The sequence below is a fragment of the Sulfurisphaera javensis genome (assembly GCF_041154675.1).
GTDB classification, from domain to species: Archaea; Thermoproteota; Thermoprotei_A; order Sulfolobales; family Sulfolobaceae; genus Sulfurisphaera; species Sulfurisphaera javensis.
Genome location: NZ_AP031322.1, coordinates 729,793 through 748,370, shown reverse-complemented (window position 1 = coordinate 748,370; position 18,578 = coordinate 729,793). Strand labels below are relative to the sequence as shown.

Annotated in this window: 19 protein-coding genes and 3 pseudogenes; 11 read left to right on the top strand and 11 right to left on the bottom strand. The window is 31.4% G+C overall.

Translation table 11 applies throughout. The annotated features are described in order from the left end of the window. Positions 1 to 59: 59 nt before the first annotated feature. The 3 genes from ACAM25_RS04025 (at position 60) to ACAM25_RS04015 (ending at position 2,051) form a co-directional block, all read left to right on the top strand. The gene (locus ACAM25_RS04025) at positions 60 to 1,070 is read left to right on the top strand and encodes a TrkA family potassium uptake protein (protein WP_369611055.1); all 1,011 of its coding nucleotides are present in this window, start codon (positions 60 to 62) and stop codon (positions 1,068 to 1,070) included. Positions 1,071 to 1,249: 179 nt separating this feature from the next. After that, positions 1,250 to 1,738, top strand: coding sequence for a hypothetical protein (locus ACAM25_RS04020; protein ID WP_369611054.1), 489 nt, complete (start codon positions 1,250 to 1,252; stop codon positions 1,736 to 1,738). A gap of 22 nt (positions 1,739 to 1,760) precedes the next feature. Beyond that, positions 1,761 to 2,051 (top strand): hypothetical protein, encoded by a 291-nt coding sequence (locus ACAM25_RS04015; RefSeq protein WP_369611053.1) that lies wholly within the window; start codon positions 1,761 to 1,763, stop codon positions 2,049 to 2,051. Here the strand turns inward: ACAM25_RS04015 and tsaA are convergent, their stop codons facing one another. Continuing rightward, positions 2,052 to 2,459, bottom strand: coding sequence for a tRNA (N6-threonylcarbamoyladenosine(37)-N6)-methyltransferase TrmO (tsaA, locus tag ACAM25_RS04010; RefSeq protein WP_369611052.1), 408 nt, complete (start codon positions 2,457 to 2,459; stop codon positions 2,052 to 2,054). It lies immediately after the preceding gene. Positions 2,460 to 2,471: 12 nt separating this feature from the next. On the opposite strand from tsaA, the gene ACAM25_RS04005 reads away from it, so the two are divergent. Genes ACAM25_RS04005 through ACAM25_RS03995 form a run of 3 tightly spaced genes read left to right on the top strand, consistent with a single transcriptional unit; the run spans position 2,472 to position 4,379 of the window. After that, positions 2,472 to 3,302 carry an ABC transporter ATP-binding protein gene (locus ACAM25_RS04005; RefSeq protein ID WP_369611051.1) on the top strand — a complete coding sequence of 277 codons (831 nt, stop codon included), beginning with the start codon at positions 2,472 to 2,474 and terminating at the stop codon, positions 3,300 to 3,302. Next, positions 3,280 to 4,014, top strand: a complete 735-nt coding sequence (locus ACAM25_RS04000; protein ID WP_369611050.1) for an ABC transporter permease — start codon at positions 3,280 to 3,282, stop codon at positions 4,012 to 4,014. Before ACAM25_RS04005 ends, ACAM25_RS04000 begins: the two co-directional genes overlap by 23 nt. Next, entirely contained in the window at positions 4,011 to 4,379 is a 369-nt protein-coding gene (locus ACAM25_RS03995) for a hypothetical protein (protein WP_369611049.1), read from the top strand. Before ACAM25_RS04000 ends, ACAM25_RS03995 begins: the two co-directional genes overlap by 4 nt. Positions 4,380 to 4,412: 33 nt before the next feature. Here ACAM25_RS03995 and ACAM25_RS03990 read toward each other — a convergent pair whose 3' ends face one another. Continuing rightward, positions 4,413 to 5,480: a HoxN/HupN/NixA family nickel/cobalt transporter gene (locus tag ACAM25_RS03990; protein WP_369611048.1), complete on the bottom strand. Its 1,068-nt coding sequence runs from the start codon at positions 5,478 to 5,480 to the stop codon at positions 4,413 to 4,415. Between the two features lie 134 nt (positions 5,481 to 5,614). Here ACAM25_RS03990 and ACAM25_RS03985 point away from each other — a divergent pair. Together ACAM25_RS03985 and ACAM25_RS03980 are read left to right on the top strand one after the other, a co-directional pair. Beyond that, positions 5,615 to 6,171: pseudogene (locus ACAM25_RS03985) on the top strand (IS607 family transposase). A gap of 12 nt (positions 6,172 to 6,183) precedes the next feature. Further along, positions 6,184 to 6,904, top strand: a pseudogene (locus tag ACAM25_RS03980) (transposase). A gap of 165 nt (positions 6,905 to 7,069) precedes the next feature. On the opposite strand, the gene ACAM25_RS03975 reads toward ACAM25_RS03980, so the two are convergent. Both ACAM25_RS03975 and ACAM25_RS03970 read right to left on the bottom strand, forming a co-directional pair. Next, positions 7,070 to 7,348, bottom strand: coding sequence for a hypothetical protein (locus ACAM25_RS03975; RefSeq protein ID WP_369611047.1), 279 nt, complete (start codon positions 7,346 to 7,348; stop codon positions 7,070 to 7,072). 32 nt (positions 7,349 to 7,380) lie between these two features. Then, positions 7,381 to 9,261, bottom strand: a complete 1,881-nt coding sequence (locus ACAM25_RS03970; RefSeq protein WP_369611046.1) for a V-type ATPase 116kDa subunit family protein — start codon at positions 9,259 to 9,261, stop codon at positions 7,381 to 7,383. A gap of 234 nt (positions 9,262 to 9,495) precedes the next feature. Here ACAM25_RS03970 and ACAM25_RS03965 point away from each other — a divergent pair. Continuing rightward, positions 9,496 to 9,914: pseudogene (locus ACAM25_RS03965) on the top strand (alanyl-tRNA editing protein). A 62-nt stretch (positions 9,915 to 9,976) separates the two neighbouring features. Continuing rightward, on the top strand, positions 9,977 to 10,624 hold the full coding sequence (locus tag ACAM25_RS03960) for a peroxiredoxin (RefSeq protein ID WP_369611045.1): 648 nt from the start codon (positions 9,977 to 9,979) through the stop codon (positions 10,622 to 10,624). Here ACAM25_RS03960 and ACAM25_RS03955 read toward each other — a convergent pair. The 7 genes from ACAM25_RS03955 to ACAM25_RS03925 all read right to left on the bottom strand — a co-directional run bounded on the left by ACAM25_RS03955 (position 10,599) and on the right by ACAM25_RS03925 (position 17,231). Next, the gene (locus tag ACAM25_RS03955) at positions 10,599 to 10,823 is read right to left on the bottom strand and encodes a hypothetical protein (protein WP_369611044.1); all 225 of its coding nucleotides are present in this window, start codon (positions 10,821 to 10,823) and stop codon (positions 10,599 to 10,601) included. The genes ACAM25_RS03960 and ACAM25_RS03955 overlap by 26 nt on opposite strands. A 734-nt stretch (positions 10,824 to 11,557) precedes the next feature. Next, positions 11,558 to 12,601: a PTO1314 family radical SAM protein gene (locus ACAM25_RS03950; protein WP_369611043.1), complete on the bottom strand. Its 1,044-nt coding sequence runs from the start codon at positions 12,599 to 12,601 to the stop codon at positions 11,558 to 11,560. A gap of 27 nt (positions 12,602 to 12,628) precedes the next feature. Beyond that, positions 12,629 to 13,645: a 3-hydroxyacyl-CoA dehydrogenase NAD-binding domain-containing protein gene (locus tag ACAM25_RS03945; RefSeq protein WP_369611042.1), complete on the bottom strand. Its 1,017-nt coding sequence runs from the start codon at positions 13,643 to 13,645 to the stop codon at positions 12,629 to 12,631. After that, the gene (locus ACAM25_RS03940) at positions 13,646 to 14,668 is read right to left on the bottom strand and encodes an aminobenzoate oxygenase (protein ID WP_369611041.1); all 1,023 of its coding nucleotides are present in this window, start codon (positions 14,666 to 14,668) and stop codon (positions 13,646 to 13,648) included. An 81-nt stretch (positions 14,669 to 14,749) separates the two neighbouring features. Further along, positions 14,750 to 15,652: an AbrB/MazE/SpoVT family DNA-binding domain-containing protein gene (locus tag ACAM25_RS03935; RefSeq protein ID WP_369611040.1), complete on the bottom strand. Its 903-nt coding sequence runs from the start codon at positions 15,650 to 15,652 to the stop codon at positions 14,750 to 14,752. 57 nt (positions 15,653 to 15,709) lie between these two features. Then, positions 15,710 to 16,477 carry an enoyl-CoA hydratase/isomerase family protein gene (locus tag ACAM25_RS03930; RefSeq protein WP_369611039.1) on the bottom strand — a complete coding sequence of 256 codons (768 nt, stop codon included), beginning with the start codon at positions 16,475 to 16,477 and terminating at the stop codon, positions 15,710 to 15,712. Position 16,478: 1 nt separating this feature from the next. After that, positions 16,479 to 17,231 (bottom strand): enoyl-CoA hydratase-related protein, encoded by a 753-nt coding sequence (locus tag ACAM25_RS03925; RefSeq protein WP_369611038.1) that lies wholly within the window; start codon positions 17,229 to 17,231, stop codon positions 16,479 to 16,481. 180 nt (positions 17,232 to 17,411) lie between these two features. Between ACAM25_RS03925 and ACAM25_RS03920 the strand changes: the two genes are divergently transcribed. After that, the gene (locus ACAM25_RS03920; protein WP_369611037.1) at positions 17,412 to 18,575 is read left to right on the top strand and encodes a thiolase domain-containing protein; all 1,164 of its coding nucleotides are present in this window, start codon (positions 17,412 to 17,414) and stop codon (positions 18,573 to 18,575) included. Positions 18,576 to 18,578: the final 3 nt, after the last annotated feature.

Below are 18,578 nucleotides of genomic sequence, written 5' to 3'. Positions count from 1 at the left end.
TAATTTAAACTTACTTTAACATTAGAAAACTTTAAACATACAAAGGAATATCATAGATTGTGGACAGATTAAGATTTTGGAATAAGTATGTTATACGTATTCTTGAATTTATAGCAGCTCCGTATTCAGTTTTAAGGAGAATTTACGTTCAGTTAATATTACTTAGTATAGTAGTTTACATTATTGCCCTTGTATTTGTATATTATCAAGGCTTAGATTGGATTTCAGCAATTTATGCTGCTGTAAATGTGATCACTACTGTAGGGCTTTATGCTCCAAATATTAATCAAATGCCTTCGCAAGAAAAGCTTTTCCTAACTATTATGATACTTTTCACAGTAGGTTTATTTGCTAGCATGGCTCAATCTTTAATATCAACTATTTTAAACAGGAATACATGGATAGACGCAAGGGCAAGATGGAGAGGAAAATTAATGAAAGGGCATTATGTTCTCATAGGAAATACAGAAAGTATACTATCAGCAGTAAGAAGACTTGAAGTATTAGGAAATGACTATGTTGTAGTAACGAGTTCTAAAAAGCTTTATGAAGAGCTAAAGAGTGATAAAGTCATATTTGGTGACCCGCAAGATGAAAATAATCTTATAGCTGCTGGAATTCAGAATGCTAATTCAGCTATAATCGCTATGGATGATGACTCTCAGACGCTTTTAATTACATTAAAAGTACAAAAATTAAATCCACCATTAACAATAGTTACAATGGTTAAAGATTCTTCTCTAATTGACGTTTTTAAAACTGCTGGCGCCGATATTGTAATACCTTATGAGGATTTTATGGGAAGAATTATGGCGTCAGCTGCAATATCGAAGAACTTTGCTGGAATAGTGTACCCTTCTGCCGAGGGAGACTATTCAATTGGAATTTTTAAAGTTCAGAAAAGCATAAAACTAAATCAATTGCCTCAGGGTGTAATTCCAATAGCAATATTACATAACGGAAAACTCGATCCTTATTTTACACAAGAAACTGAAGTAAAGCCTGGAGAGATACTTTTTGTTCTAGGTGATCCATCAAAATTCAAAGATGTGAGTAAAATTGTTGAGTAATTCTCTAATTTTATTAAATAAATAAAATTATCTAAATTCTCTTTAAAAGGACTTTATTAAAATAAACACAACAACTATGAAATAATTCATATTTAGCTGACAGTACAATGGATTACGATTTCTACTAAATTTCCATTACCAAAAACTTTTTATTTGTAAAACTGTAATACATGTTTGACATGTCAAACAATCAACAAGATGAGAACAAAAAGACTATTACCATAAGAGGAGTGAATAAAGATTTGTACGAGAGAATGGTAAATATTGCCAGAAATTCAGGTAAAACAGTAGGAGAAGTTATGAATCAAGCAATGATGACTTTCTTAGGGATTGCCGGAAAGGTCGGTGAAAAAATAGATGAAGCTACGCAAAAAACAATTTCGGTTGGAAAAGCCTTCATTGAAGGTTATAATGAGGCTGGAAAAAACATATTTATTGTTTCAGACCTTGAGGAATTAAGAATTACAAAGAATGAGATAGTAAGTCTTGGTAAACCTGTTTCTTTCAGAAATATTAAGAGATTAATCTTAGATGATATTGACCAACAAACAATAGATACCTACATTGATTCAATCATTTCTGTAGATGAAGTTGTTGTCCCGTCTACCATCAATAAGCTTTTATTATTACAAAAATGCAAATTCGTTAAGAAAATTACAGTTTTATGATTGTACCCTAAGGTGGTATGATATGGTGGAAAATTCAAATAAAAAAGACGAATTAAAGGAAAGAATGATAAAAGCTTCTAATGAAATGGGAGAAAAAATAGGAGAAGCTATTCAAAAAGCTTACGAGGATAGAAAATACATGAAAGAAGCAGTCACAAAATCTATGGAAATAACTTCTGAAGCTGTTAAAGCTTCGATCGATCTTGGTAAAAAAGCCGAAAATATTGCTGTTCATATGTCTCAGAATTTCATGGATGTTAGTAAGTCTTTCATAAAAGGTCTTAGAAATAAGATAAAAGAAGATAAAGAGTAACTATCTAGCATTATGCCATGAAGGTACTCTTATTTTTTCTATTCTATCCCATTCATCATAAGGCTTAATATCTAAGACTGGTGTGCCATTATATGCATTTACTCCTTTAACATAAAGTATGTTATTCTCCCTTTTTATTAATTCACAAACTGATATTCCTATAGGATTAGGTCTATGTTGAGACCTAGTCGCAAATATCCCTATTTGTCTGTTTTCTCTTTCTCTTAAAAGCCTACCGTCAAAGTTAACTAAATGAAGGTGATAAACCAAGATTAGATGAGAGAATTCTTCAATTCCAGTAAGACCATCTTCATATTCTTTGTTAACATGTACTTCAACTATTTCATGTCTTGAAGCTGAATTGTCTTTTCTCTTTATATAACCAATGTACTTAAAACAAACACTCATTAATAGTAATTTGTGATTGAAACTATTAATTTAACTAAGATTTACAAAGATGGAACAGTTGCACTTGATAATATTTCATTTTCCAGCAATTCAAGGGTATTAACTCTATTAGGAAGGAATGGTGCAGGTAAAACTACTTTAACTAGAATTTTGTCTACACAACTTTTACCTACCAGAGGAGAAGCTTATATCGAGGGATATCATATTGTTAAAGACGCAAATAAGGTTAGGAAAATAATTACATCAATTCCTCAAGAGGCTCAACCAGTTGGAATGGCTTCTCCCTATGAGCATTTAATTATGTTTTTAACAGCTAAAGGTAACTCTTTATCTGAAGCAGAAAGGATATCAAGAGATGTATTAAAAGAAGTTGGCCTTTGGGAATCAAAAGACAAACCCTCTGATGAGCTTTCTGGGGGAATGAAAAGAAAAATATTCGTTGCCATGGCTTTAGCTTCTAATTCAGAAGTAGTATTTTTAGACGAGCCAACAACTGGTCTTGATCCATATTCAAGAACTGAAATATGGTCAATATTGAAAACTATGAAAAGTAAAATTGTTTTAACAACTCATTACATGGAAGAAGCCGAGGAACTTTCTGATGACATTATTCTTTTGCACAAAGGGAAAATAATAGCAAAAGGTACAATTGATTCTCTTCTATATAAATTAAAAGATAAGGTAAGGGTTGAGGGAGTCGGAGATATTAAAGTAGGCAGACTGAGAATTTCTTATGTAGATAAAGAAGATGCATCTAAGTACCTAGGAAAATACGTAGTTAAACCAATAACTTTGGAAGATCTTTTCATTTTATATACAGGTGAGAGCCTTGAGGAAAATTGACTTTTTATTAGCTTTTATACGCTTTTATGGAATTTCATCTATAAGACGAGGGTTCATCTACGTTTTAACTTACATGGCAATCCCATTAGCTGAACTATTCTTAATTTATATGATATCTCACGGAACTTTCTTAGGATTTGGAATAGTCGGAGGATTAATTACCGTAATAGCTAGTAATGGATTATCATCTACAGCAGATTTTGCATATCTAAGATTAGAAATAAAATTACAAGATTTATTAGTGGCTAGTGAGGTTTCTCCTAACGACTATATTTTAGGTTTAATGCTATCAAATCTAGTATATTCTTTGCCCGGTGTAATAGTTTACGTTATACTGTCCTTGTTATTTAAAGTCTTTAACCCCTTAGTGTTAGTAGTTATGATACTATTACTCTTTAATACTTCCGCTATTGGCTTCTTTATTAGTACATTAATTCCTCACATGAGATATAGTTGGGGTATTGGGGGTTTATTATCAACATTCTTAAGTATAATTCCACCAATATTCTATCCTTATTACCTTTTACCTAAAATTGCATTTTATATATTATATTTATTACCAACTACTTTGTCAGCAATAATAGCACAAGAATCAGTCGGTCTAGTTTCAATAAATAATGATTTATTAGTATTTTCATGGATCTTACTCATATTAGAAACGGTAGCATTTTACTACGTCTCATTGAGGTTTAGTAGGTGGAGAAGTGTATGAAATTATGTGAGCAAATATTTTTTAAGGATCAAAGAAGGAATCCCTTACTTATGGATTATTTTGAAGATTATATATTACCAGAGATTTTCAAGTATTGTAGTAGCAAGAATGATCCTTGGGAATGTTTTGTTAATAAAGTAAATTTGCTTCCATTATCAATTGATAACAAGAAAAAAATACTTAGAAATTTTATTGATAAAAGAATAGGAAGAAAAACTTTCCTTGCAGGCTATCTAGCAAAGTATCTTTATAATTGTGACTATTATGGAGAATGCGAACCAAAAGTACCTTCAGTTTTGCCAGATGACATTATTTTACAAATATTTAGAATCATGAGAGAAGCAAGAAAAGGAGACTATTTTTGAGAGAAGTCGATACACATATTATATTTATAAATTTCATATTTTGTTATTTCTCATTATCCTTAACTTGTAAATGATCGCTGAGAGAACCCATGTGACAGCGAAAGTTCCAATAACAAAATAGCCTATTGACTCCCAATAGATGTTATTTAATGCATTAATTTGATCCCATAATGGTCCATGAAGATTGAACTCGCTAACTAAAAGACCTAACAACTCTATCGTACCTATTCCATATGCAATAAAGATAGATATAAATGTCATAGTGAGATTATACCATAATTTGCCTAAAGCGTTCTTAAATGCCCAACCATAGGCTGATCTCATAAATAGTCCATCTAATGTATCTATTAAGCTCATACCTAATGCAAAAAGCCCTGGAAGTACTAATATTGTTGTAACTGGAATTGAAGAAAAAGCTCCAGCTACTGTTGCTGAAATCGCTAATATCGCTACTTCAGTAGCAGTATCAAAACCTAAACCAAAGAGGAATCCAATTATATACATTTGCCATTCTGAAGTTACTATTTTGAAAAGTCTACCAAAGAACCTATTCATAAAACCTCTTTTCATGAGAAGTTCGTTTAGTTTTTCTTCATTGATATTCTTCTCTTCTTTGACTGCCTTATATATTTTGTATAGCTCTAAAAGCACTAAGGTATTAAGCAAAGCGATTATGTACAAGAAAAATCCGCTGACTATTGTTCCTATTATACTACCTAAATTCTCTATGTTAGCTAGATTTGATACGACATATCTAGTTGCTACAATTAACATTAAGCTAAGTAGTATTACTACAGTAGAATGTCCTAATGAGAAGAACGTACCTACAAAAAGTGGATTTTTCCCTTCCTGCAACATTTTCCTTGTGACGTTATCTATAGCTGCAAGATGATCAGCATCAACTGCATGTCTTAGACCAAAAGTATATGCTAAAATACCTAGTGTAATAAAGGTACCAGTAAGTACACCGGAGTCAGTTTGAATATTAAGATTTTCTCTTGGTAAGGAGAAGAGAAAAGAGAAAAAAATAATCGTTAAAATTATATTTAAAATGAAAAATAATCCCATTAGTGTTTTTTTCGTGAATGAATTTTTGCTCATTAATATATGGATAGCCTATCCAATATATAAAGTTAACTTAGGAAAAGTGAGCATGTTCAACAATTTTTGTTTTTACAAAATCTATTAAATAAACGAGCATAAGATAAGCCGTTGAAAACTGTTTTCATATAAGCATGAAGTTTAAACGCTCTGTATACAAATTTAATTACGATGCTAAGACCAAAGAAGTATGCCAGAGATTAAGAATATCATACACAACATTACAAGAATATATAAAGTACAATAACACCAGTAAGATTACCGTCTGGAAAAATGAGATTTAGAGAAGAGGATGTAGAAATACTTAAGGAAATAATAAGAAAAAAGTACTTTATGATAGCGTATCATCAAACACACAAAAAGATAATCTACTAAATCAGGTAAACTACTTATACCAGAACACGACATCATAATAACAGACATAGGATCTGGAATAAACATGAAAAGAAAAGGACTCCAAAAACTACTCAGAATGATACTAAACAACAAAGCAAGCAAAATTATTGTTGCTTACCCAAATAGGCTACTAACATTCGGATTCGAAATACTCGAGCAAGTATGCAAAACACACGGTTGCGAAATAATAGTCCTAGAAAAAGAAGAAGAAACACCAGAACAAGAAGTAATTGAAGACCTAACTAGCATCTCGTTCTCTGGCAAAATGAGAAGTCATAAGTATGAAAAAGTGTAAAAGAACTTAAGAATTAAACATTCACACCACAAGAAAAAAGAATATATATAGCTCACGTATGCGATAAGAAATAATAAAGAGAAAAGTAAAGAACTAATCCACGCTTACGTAAACATACTAAACAAGGGAATAAAATACGTGTTTAGTAGAATTAAAGTGAAGAAAAGAAAAGTAGAGTTACCAAAAAGAAGGAAACATACAAAGAATTGAGAGGATACTTGACGAGAGAAAATACGCAAGGATTAGCAAAACATTAGACCAAGCAATTCACGACGTCTACTCTATCCTTGAATCCTGGATAAGAAGATTTGAAAAGGGGAGAAGCAAATTCAAATCACCATTAATTAAGAAGGGTTATGTAAGAGTAAAAACAACGCTGAGGAAGGTTATTGGTAAAAATGTAAAGCTCCTTTCTATGGTTGTAAAATAGTGGAAGTTAACCCACACTTCACATCTAGGTCTTGCCCTAGATGTGGATGGGTTGTTTCCCGAATGGTTGGCAAGACTTTTAGGTGTGAGAAATGTGGGTTAACACTTGATAGACAGTATAACGCTTCACTTAATATTATGAAGAGGTTTCTAAACAAGTTTAACCTCAAGATGTGGGGGTTTCCCTATAAGGGTGTGTGGGGTAATCCCCCTAATGAAGATGAGAAGAATGAAGGGTCTAATCTGCGACTTCGGTGAACTCCAAGGGTCGAGAATTGAATACAAAATATATGAAATTCAATGAGACCCTAATCACATTTTTGCTTTTTCCCTATTTTTATAATTTAGTCTTTATTATTTAATGTTTTATGAAGAGAATGCAAGCTGTTCAACTTTATATTATAATAACAAAATTGATTGATATATTCAGAAAAAGCAATTATTTCAAGAAAAATAAACTTTAAAAACCTTATAATTCTATTTTTTCTAATTCTATTTCATTATTTTTTCTATATTTTATCTGAACTTCAGCAACGTCCTTATAAGGAATCGGAATATAAAAATTATCAGTAATAATTCTGTTTATGTCATATTCTTCAGTTAAATTTCTTATTGCTTCAACACCTATAAGTTCTTCAGACTTAACATAAACTCTAAATTTTACATAGACCGCTGTTACAAATACCGGTTCTTTACTAGCGTTTTTTATTTCTAATTTATTATCAACTATTTTTGCAACAAATTTCATAATTATAAATTCTCTTGAGAGTTAAAAAGCTTTTATTCCTTGATACTTACATAAGCTTTCTTAGGAGTAAAAGGCCTTCCATCACATCTACAGAATTTTCCACTTAATTCATAAAGATTTAGCCTTAAACTCTGAATAAAAGCTAGAGTACCTTCTAGTGCTATAGCTATTAAATTTCCTAGAACAAGTATGAATAACGAAGAAGGATTTGTTAGAACTTGAAGTGTATTAAATGAACCAGCAATCATTATAGCAAAATAAGAGAACGCATACAAAAGATAATAATGAGCTAATCCAAGAACAATGAGTCTTATAAATGATATAATATTAGAAATCAAAACAATCAAAGGATCGAAGAATCCTTCTATAAAGGACTGTAAAAGTGACGTTTTAACACCCTTTCTCCCTTTAGATTTATAGATATAATATCTGATTGAACTTCCATAAATAAGACCGATAAGAACTCCGATTATTATACTAAATGATAAAATGCTTTCTGATGACTCCATAAAGTTGTCTGGGAAGTGTACTACGATTTTTTCTATTTCACTTAAAATAGATATTACTCGGTAAAAATACTGAAAAGGAGACACGAATCCATAAGCAAATAATAAAAATACTGAAAAGTAAACAATAAAAGAAGGCAAATAATCAAGAAATATATCCCTGAAATTATATTTATAAATAAGATTAATAATTCCTAAAATTATAGTGCTCACCATAAAAATTATTCCAACAGAGATACTGATCAATATTCCGTTAATCAAGCTAATTTCTGGAATTGAATAAATTCCGAAAGGTATTAGATATCGTAAATTAAAAGAAACATACGAGGGTATAGGCCATAAATTGTACAAAGGACCCACAGTAGCATTTTTACTATTAATAATTTCTCTAACTCCTCCAACTAATAATGGTCCAAAAAAATCTCTATCTATTAGTCCAAAAATTATTGATATAAAGCTAGAAATGGCCAAAACTATAGATATTTGTGAAAGATCTTGATTATTTCTATTTTTAGAATATTTATATAATAGAAGACTAAAAATGAATAAAATAACTCCATTACCTGCATCAGGAAACATTAAAGAGAAAAATAAAGGAAATGCCAATGCATAAACTATAGCTGGATTTATCTCCCAATAATTTGGAGTACCATAAAATTTAGTTATTACTTCGAAAGGTTTTATGATTCTTGAGGAGGAAAAGGAAGTAGGAGGAGGTTCTAATGTAGAGACATATTTTACTGGATTTTCTGCCTCAATAATGATATTTTTGCTATATTTATTCATTAATACTGCCTTGAAGTTATAAAATGCCTTTTCTTTTACATAACCTTCAAGAAAGAAAAAGAATCTACTTTTTCTAGCATAAAATAGTATTTCCAAATAGTTCTGAATGGTGAGTAATTTGTTATACAATGAAATAACCTCAGTTTCTATTTCTGACTTAATTTTTCTAAGGTAATTCTGAAGTTCTTTCTCCTCGATTAAAAGATTATTTAATTCTATGAGCAAATTTTCGGCTTTGTACTCTTCAATTTTAGTGTACAAATCCTCTATCTGTTCTCTATTTTGCTTTAATTTTATAATCTTCTCATAAACATGTTTAATCCTTTCTACATCATTAGAAAGACTTTTTATGACATTTGAAAGGTTATCGAATTTTAATTCACCAGTTCTCTTAATAGGAAAAGAATAAAATGAGATAATTTCATTTGTGATAGTTAAATAATCTTTAACTAAGGCCAAATATTCATCAACATATTCTATTTTGTTAAATATTTTCGAATAAATAGGTTTTTCTGGTTGAAAAACACCAAGATTCAATATATCAAGAACTAGTTTCTCAGCTATGTGAAGATTAGCAATAATGAATACTCTCTTCATCTTGTCTGGGAAAATTATTCCCATATACTTTCATTAATCTTATATACTCCTTTGAAAATATAAATTTATATCAAATATATTAAAAATTATTGATTTAATTATTTAATAAATTTATTATTGAATGTAAATAACTGAATTTATATAAGTTAAAAATATTGAAAAGATATTATCAGTCTACCCGCATCTCTTCATTACTCAGTTGATGGGCTTTTCATCACCATAAATATCTTATATAAGAAAAAAGAAAAATGATTAATTATGATTGAGATAAGAACTCATACAGCTTTACATGTTTTAAAAGGAGCAGTAAGAAAAGTTTTAGGAGCAAAGTGGACTGCAAGCACATATGTAAAGGAGAATCACGGAAGGTTAACAGTACAATTTAATAGAAAACCAACAGACGAGGAAATGAAAAAGTTAAAGAAAATGTACCAATATTGATAGAAGTCTTACCAAGAGATGAGGCTGAAAAGAAATATGGTGATGAAATGTATGATCTTTTTCCTGTTCCACCAGAAGTCAAAGAATTAACTATAGTCATAATTCCAGATTGGAATATAAACGCATGTAATAAGCAACATACTAAGAGTACTGGAGAAGTCGGCGAAATTATTGAAGATTATTGGAGATATAGGAATGCAAAACAGTTACTTGAAATTGCTTTTAACATAAAATAACTTCGAATTAGAAGTGAGTTAAATTTAAATAGTAGTAACTACAAATTAATACTAGATACAAAATGAGTGAAACTGGAAGAATACCCTTAATAGGAGAGAAATTCCCTGAAATGGAAGTAATAACTACACATGGAAAAATAAAGCTACCAGACTATTACCAAGGAAAATGGTTCGTTTTATTCAGCCATCCAGGAGATTTTACACCAGTATGTACTACTGAGTTTTACTCATTTGCTAAAAAGTATGAGGAATTTAAGAAACTGAACACGGAGTTGATAGGACTTTCTGTTGACAGTAACATTTCACATATAGAATGGGTAATGTGGATAGAGAAGAACCTTAAGGTTGAAGTACCTTTCCCAATCATAGCAGACCCTATGGGAAATGTTGCAAAAAGGTTAGGAATGATTCATGCTGAATCAAACACGTCAACAGTTAGGGCTGTTTTTATAGTAGATGACAAAGGTGTTGTAAGGTTAATAATGTATTATCCTATGGAGATTGGTAGAAACATCGATGAGATATTAAGATCAATAAAGGCTTTACAATTAGTGGACAAGGCTGGGGTAGTTACACCAGCAAATTGGCCTAATAACGAGTTAATAGGGAATAAGGTTATCAACCCACCACCAAGGACAGTGAAAGACGCTAAAATGAGATTAAATCAACCATTTGACTGGTGGTTCACGTATAAGGAGATAAAAGAGTGAGAGTTTTTTCTTTTCTTTCTCTTTTTAAACCCCTCACAAAATCCTTAATCATTTTCAGAAAATATCCTTCCTCATCTTTCCTTAAAACCTTCAGATCTACGCCAGGAATCTCCTCGTTTAGCTCATCTAATATATCTAACGTTATTTTTATCTTTTCTTTATCAGTAAGAGGTTCATCGTAAAAAAATTGCAATATCAAGATCACTAGAACCCGTAATTTTACAAAAAGTGTGGGCAGAAAGCCTCACCTCTCTGCGGTACTCCCCAAATTCAATTCATGAAAAATATTACTATAATTTTATTTTAAATTAATGAAAAAATTTGAATTAAAACTTAAGAAATAAATTGAATATATAGGTAAAAACATTTGTGGGAGAGTAGGTAATACTAGAATTGGAATAATGCATGATAACCCTACCCTCTCACAATTCCAAAACTAGCCTATATATCACTTTTCTTCTTCCTAAACTTCAAGGGAAGAAATAAAAACACTAATATTAACTAACCTAGGCAAGACTCCTATTTAATAATAAAAAAGGTTTTAAGCTTCTTCACTTTTTGCTTTTCCTAAGAGAGATACAACAAGATGAATTTTTATCTAATTGATTAAAATTATAGAACCACTTTTTATCTACCTTGATTTATTTTTAAGGTGATGATTTTAGGGAGTAACGTAAATGGCGAGGCTTGCCCTAACTTTTTTCAGTTATCTAGCAATCTTTTTATGAGGAAGCTGAGTCTGCCTTTGCTTGCCTTAAGTTTAAATTATGAAATTAAAGTGAGAAATGAAGAGTAGCAGTTTATCCAGGAAGTCTGGATACTTTTTAATCCTAAACTCTAAATATTTTCTATAATCTAATTTCTCTGACCAGTTTTTCTTGTATTTATACCGATTTTATTCTTTAATTATTACGTAAGAAGACTATTCATTAATTATATTATTTTTTTATTGGTTAATTTTTTTTTAAAATTACTAGAAATTACTTCTATCATTGGTTGTACTATTCTTTCCTTAACTAATCGTGGATTTCTCCAAGTGAAAAGTGAGGGTTCAAGATAGCAACTTAAAGCACATTTATTGCATAGAGAATATTTATCCCAGTCATATTCATTCCACAATTTCACAATATCAACTTCCCAAACTTTTTTATCTCCACGATATTCACCAATTACATAACATGGTAGGATTATCTTCCCCTGAGGGTCGATATTTATAGTTATCCATGGTTTGCAAATCCAAGGAATATTATAAAACCAACTGCTAAGAATTGCTTTAAAATAATCTTCACTTTCAATTATTGGTTTTCCTCTCTCCTTTAATTCTATTAAAGTTTCTAAGGCTTTCTTAAGTTTTTCCCCTGACGGAGAAAGTTTTTCAGCAGTTGAATAATCATAAGCAACTTGAACATTTACTCTTACACCAAGTTTTTCAGCTAAGTTGATAACGTTAATGATCTCATTAGTATTTTCCTCAGTTAAAGTAAAACTTATTCCAGTTTGAATTCCCTGTTTTACACTTTCTTTTATTCCTTCAATCGCTCTTTCAAATGCTCCGTTAATTCCTCTAATTTTATCGTGAGTTTCTCCAATTCCATCAATAGAAACGAAAAGGTAATCAACGTAATCTCTTATTTCTCTTACCTTATCTTTCAGAAGCCATCCATTAGTGACTAATGAAGTGTAAAATCTCTTAGAAGATTCTTCTAAAATTTCTGGCAAATCTTTTCTAAGTAATGGTTCTCCTCCTTCAAAACCCATAAAAAGGACTCCAGCAGTTTGTAATGCGTTCATCATTTTTATTTCTTCTTCTAGAGAAAGTAGTCTCTCATCTTTTCTTCTCCAAAAAGGACACATTCTACATCTTAAGTTGCATGAATAAAGTAATTTATGCCCAGCAATTAATGGCATTTTTTTAATGCCTCTTCCTTTAACAAGTCTTAAAAAATTTCCAATAGTCATTGATTTTACTTTTCCCATAAATTAAACTATTGTATAACAATATATTTATTTAATAGATAATTCTCTAGCGTAGTCAAAAATACCCTTTTTCCAACCTAAACCAAGTTTTGTAGCTAAATTTACTTCATCTTCTGTAGATACCCCATTTTCAACTAACCATATAGCTTCATTTATTGCGTCTTTTAATAGCTGCTCCGGTGAAGGCATTTTTTCGGTCTTTGTAATATTCGGCCTACCTTTACTCCAATCATAAAATCCTTTTCCTACTTTAGTTCCGTAAAACCCTTTTTCGTAAAGCTCTTTTAATTTATTACACGTGAAATCAAAACCTCTCTTTTTCACTTCATTAGAAATCAAATAGTTTGTATCTATTCCAGTATAGTCTAGGAGTTCGAAAACCCCCATAGGGAACTCTAAAACATACTTAGCTAAACTATCTATTTCTTCTACGGTATATTTGTTAAGTAATCTACACGCCGATGTAAATACCCTAAATAATATTCTATTCACAACAAATCCTATTACATCCTTTCGTACTGGTATAGGAATTTTTTCAATTCTTTTAACTATTTCTATTCCTTCATTAAAAACGGATGTGTCTGTTTCATTACCTTTAATGACCTCAACTAATTTCATTAGCACGGGTGGATTAAAGAAATGCAATCCTAGAAATCTACTAGGGTTTACAACGTTCTTAGCAAGTTCTGAAATAGGTAAACTACTTGTATTAGTCGCAATTAAAGTATCTTTGCTTACTATTCCACTTACTTCTTTAAATATAGACGATTTTAAGTCAAAGTTCTCTGGTACAGCTTCTATTACTAACTCAGAATCTTCAATGTCTTGTAAATCATTAATTGGAAATATCCTTGAGTAAATCTTGTCTACATCTTCTATTTTCCCTTTTTCTTTTAATTTCTGCAGAGACCACAAAATGCTGTTTAACCCTTTCTTTAACGCTTCCGGATACTTGTCATACAGATAAATACTATTTCCATAAATAGCAAAGACCTCAGCAATTCCATGTCCCATAACTCCAGCTCCTATAACAGCAATTTTCATTTAGAACACCGGAATATAATCTTCCTCGCTGATTTCTTCAATTACTTCTCCAGAAATACCTAATTCTGGCATATCGGGTAATTTAATACCATAATGTTTTAATGAAGCCCCTACTCTTAGTACTGCTTGTTTCCATGCTTGTTCTTTTTCTTCTATTGTTGGTATGTAGAATCCTGCGTCTCTTGCTATGTCTTCCATTTTTTCATGTACTTCTGTGAACCATGGTGGTAGTTTCCAAAAGTCCTTTGGAGGTTTATAAGTAATTAAAGATAAAAACACAAAACCAGCTCTTATCTGTTTAGTTACAAGTTTTTTTCTCTCTTCATCCATTTTTTGGGCATTTTGAGACATTATAAGATGTGTGAATGCGTAGTGTCTTGTTTCGTCTACTGCTGTGTTTTTGAATAGTTCTTGGAATGCTTTTAGTTTTGCTCCTTTTGACATTGTTGTGAATACTGTTGTTGCTGCTGCTTCTCCCATCATAAAAGATGTGAATAGTACGTCAAATGTATACTTTTTATAAGCTTCTAAATAGGCCTTCCAATATCTAGACCCATTCCACCACGTCCATAAAACGTTTAGTTTAGCTTTTTTCTCTAGATCATCTTGTGGCTTAAAATCAAAAGGAAATCCCGGTAAAACACTATTTATTGCTAATCCACACATAACGTTATGTCTATTTTCATCGTAAGTTATTGTAGTTAGTACTCCTTTTACAGCAGTATCTAAATGTTGTTCAAATGATTTTATCACTGCATAGGCGAAGACTGGAGTTGCATTGTCAAAGTTTGAAAGAAGGCTCCACCAGTATGCTATTGCTAGTTTTTGTTTTCTGTCTAATCCTGTTGCATAATCTTTTACTTCTTTCCAGTCTATGTTTTCTTCGTCCCATTGTTCTCTTTTTGCTCTTCTGTAAAGTTGCCAAGCTTTTTCATTGTCGAAATTCCACCTTGGAGGGTAAATGTTTTCTATTGGGAAATCTGGCTCCTCCTCAAAATTAAGATTAGAGTATTTGGAACTCATCAAAATATATTTTATACTTTTAATTTATAAATCTTCATCATTCAATTAAATGGCATAATAATGACATTTATATGCATTTAATTATATCAACCTAACTGATTTATGCACAGCGTCATCCATTATTGCTATACAATAGGATGCCATTCTCACAAACTCTTTACAAGGATCGGACACTTTATTACAATTCTCCTCAAGTATTTTCATATTTTTTCTAATTACTTGGATATCAGCTAAATTTTCAGTTATGAACATAGAAGTAGATTTATCAAACATTTGTATAAGTAAGTCTATCATCTCTTTATTAATTACGTTATTTTCATCTATTAGTGTTAAAAATGTTTTCAAATGTGAGATAAATCTTCCTAAATCTCTCATCAAAATGGCATATAATATTATATCTTTTGTCGGTAAATTGAAATTATAAGTATCATCTAATTGAACTCCAATAGCTATATTTCTTATTATAACCCTATAATCTTTCATTAGAATATCACATCTAGTAATAAGGTCCTCTTTAATCTCTTTACTAAATCTTTCTAACACTTTAAGATCAATCAATAATTTTCTAATTTTCTCTATAAACGAATTAACCATGTCGTTCAATTTAGTACTTATAGGCAAATTTATTCTGAACACAATTTTGTCAAATGTCTCATCTTCAATTTCTAAACCAGCATGAGTAAGTTGTAACTCTCTTAAAGCTTTCTTAATTTCTTGGCTCATAACGTTTTCTGATCTAACAATTATTCTGCTAATTCCTTGCATATAATAAACGGATATTAAATATAATGTTTCATCGAGATCTCTAAGAAGTATTTCCTTTTCGTCATTTATTTTTCTCTCTGGTTTTATTTTTAAACCATCATAAACCTCATAAACTTTAAGTTCGCTTTTTACATCAAGGCCATTCTTTCTTACCCAATCACTAGGGATAGAAATTATATAACTTCCTCCTTTGATCTTTTGGAGTCTTCTAGTGCTCATAATTTATACGTATTTATTTTAAAATAAAAAGGTATAAAATATTTTCTCTTATACATATTATGTTTTCCAATTAGGCTTTCTTTTCTCTATAAAAGCCCTCATTCCTTCTTTTCCATCTTCACTAAATAACGCAGTGTAGAAGTTTCTCCTCTCTATATCAAGTCCTTGTTGAAGTGTAGTATCAAATGCTTTATTCACAGCCTCTTTACCTAGTTCAACAGCAAATGATGATTTAGAAGCAATTTCTTTAGCTAACCTAATAGCCTCATCTAATAAAGCTTCTTCGGGTACTACTTTAACTACTAGACCTCTTCTATAAGCTTCCCACGCAGAAATTAACTTCCCAGTGAGTACCATTTCCATTCCTTTATATTTTCCAATAGTTCTTGTTAGCCTTTGAGTTCCGCCAGCACCCGGTATAATTCCTAGGTTTATTTCTGGTTGTCCAAGTTGTGCATTCTCTGAAGCTATTATTATATCACAAGCCATGGCTAATTCTAAACCTCCCCCTACTGTTAGACCGTTGAGAGCTGCAATTACTGGTTTTCTAAATGTTCTTAACCTTTCCCACATTGGCATATGCCCAACTCTTACTATGTCCTCAACTTTCATGTTTGCCATCTCATTTACATCAGCCCCAGCACAAAATGCCCTTCCACTACCAGTTATTATTACAACTTTTACATCTTTGTTTTTTTCAAGTTCATTAAAAACATTAACAAAGTCCCATACCATCTCCATGTTAAGTGCGTTTAATTTTTCTGGTCTGTTTAACCTTACTATAGCAATGTTATCCTTAATTTCATAAATTACAGTATTCGCCATTTTATTCACCCTTAAATTGTGGGATTCTCTTTTCTAAGAACGCTTTTATACCTTCTTTGAAATCATAAGTCTTTCCTAATGCACCTTGCATAGCTGCCTCGTAATCAAGAAACTCTTCTAGATCATAATACAAAACTCTATTAATTAGCCTTTTACTAGCTGAATAGCTCTTAAATGGACCATTTGCAATTTCTTCAGCTTTCTTTAGTGCTTCTGACAAAGGATCATCTACTATTTCAAATCCTAATTCTTTAGCTACGTCTGAATTAAACTCTCCTCCAGTTAGTAGATACTTCTCAAATTTAACTCCGCCTAGTCTTAGCATCATTAATACTAATCCACTATCTGGTGCTAAACCAATGTTATGAAATGCCATAACGAATCTTGAGTCTTTAGAAGCATATCTAATGTCTGTAGCTAATGCTAAACTTATTCCAGCCCCAGCGACAACTCCTTTTATAGCTGAAATAAATATTTTATTAGAGAATCTAATTTCTTTAATAAATTGATGAAATGAATTTCTTAAATCTTCCGCTAAATCTTCTGCTATGTTTGATATATCTGCACCAACTGAGAAAGCCCTCCCAGAACCAGTTATTACGGCAACTTTCTTTTTAGGATCTCTGTTAAAATCTCTAACGGTTTTTATCAGTTGACTTCTTAACTCGCTATTCATTGCGTTTAACTTTTCCGGCCTATTTAGAGTTATTACACTTATGCTTCCCCTATCCTCGATTAAAATTTCGTTTACCATCACTCTTTAGATTACTGAGAATTATAAAACTTTTACGGATAAAAACCAGATAATTTTTATTTTTCTTTCATTTTTCATATATATTATTTGTTTAATCAATATTGGACTATTGATGATATTTAAATGATTATCATTATATATGAGTAAGATATATAAGGCATTTATACAATTTATATTAGCGTGAACAGAAAAGTAGCCGTTATTGGAGTAGGTAATTCCAAGTTTGGTAAGAGGGATGATGTAACTATAAGGGAGTTAGCTTGGGAAGCAGTAAAAGAAGCTCTAGAAGATGCAGGATTAACTCAGAAAGACATTAATATAACTGTAATAGGAAGTACAGCATATAGAGGAACAGAAATTTATCCAGCTCCTCCAGTATCTGAGTATTGTGGATTTGTAGGTAAGAGTCCTATAAGAGTGGAGGCAGCTTGTGCAACTGGTAGTTCTGCTGCATTTACAGCAATAAATTTGATCGCTTCTGGATTAGCCGATATAGTGATGGCCATTGGAGTAGACAAAATGACTGAAGTTGATACAGCAACTTCTTTAGCTATTGGAGGAAGAGGAGGAAACTATTATTGGGAGTTTCAACTTTATGGGACAACTTTTCCTACATATTATGCGTTATATGCTACTAGGCATATGGCTGTTTTTGGGACCACAGAAGAAGATATGGCTTTGGCCTCAGTTAAAGCTCATAAGTATGCTTCTCTAAATGAGAAAGCACATTTTAGGAATAGAATTACAGTAGAGGACGTTCTTAAATCGAGGGTAATTTCTTGGCCAATAAAATTACTTGATTCTTCTCCCATAAGTGATGGTTCTGCAGCAGTAATATTTGCTTCAGAAGAAAAAGTTAAGGAATTAAAAATTGATACGCCAATTTGGGTAAAAGGAATAGGATATAGCAGTGATACGTCTTATATTGCAGCAAGGGGAGAATGGATTGGATTAGAGGCAGCTAGAGATGCAGCAGTAAAAGCATATAAGATGGCTAAGGTTTCTCCAATGGATATAGAGTATGCTACAGTTCATGATTGTTTTTCGATTGCAGAAATAATGGCTTATGAAGACTTAGGCTTTGTGGATAAAGGAAAAGGTGCTGAATTACTTAGAGAAGGGCAAACAGAGAAAGATGGGAGAGTGGCTGTTAATTTGTTCGGTGGGTTAAAAGCTAAGGGTCACCCTCTAGGTGCAACTGGTCTCTCAATGATTTATGAAATTACAAAACAACTTAGGGAAGAGGCTGGTCCAGTTCAACATTCTTTTAAAAGGTACTTGGCTTTGACCCACAACGTTGGAGGAACAGGTCATTATGCTTATGTTATGATTTTTAATAGGTGAGAA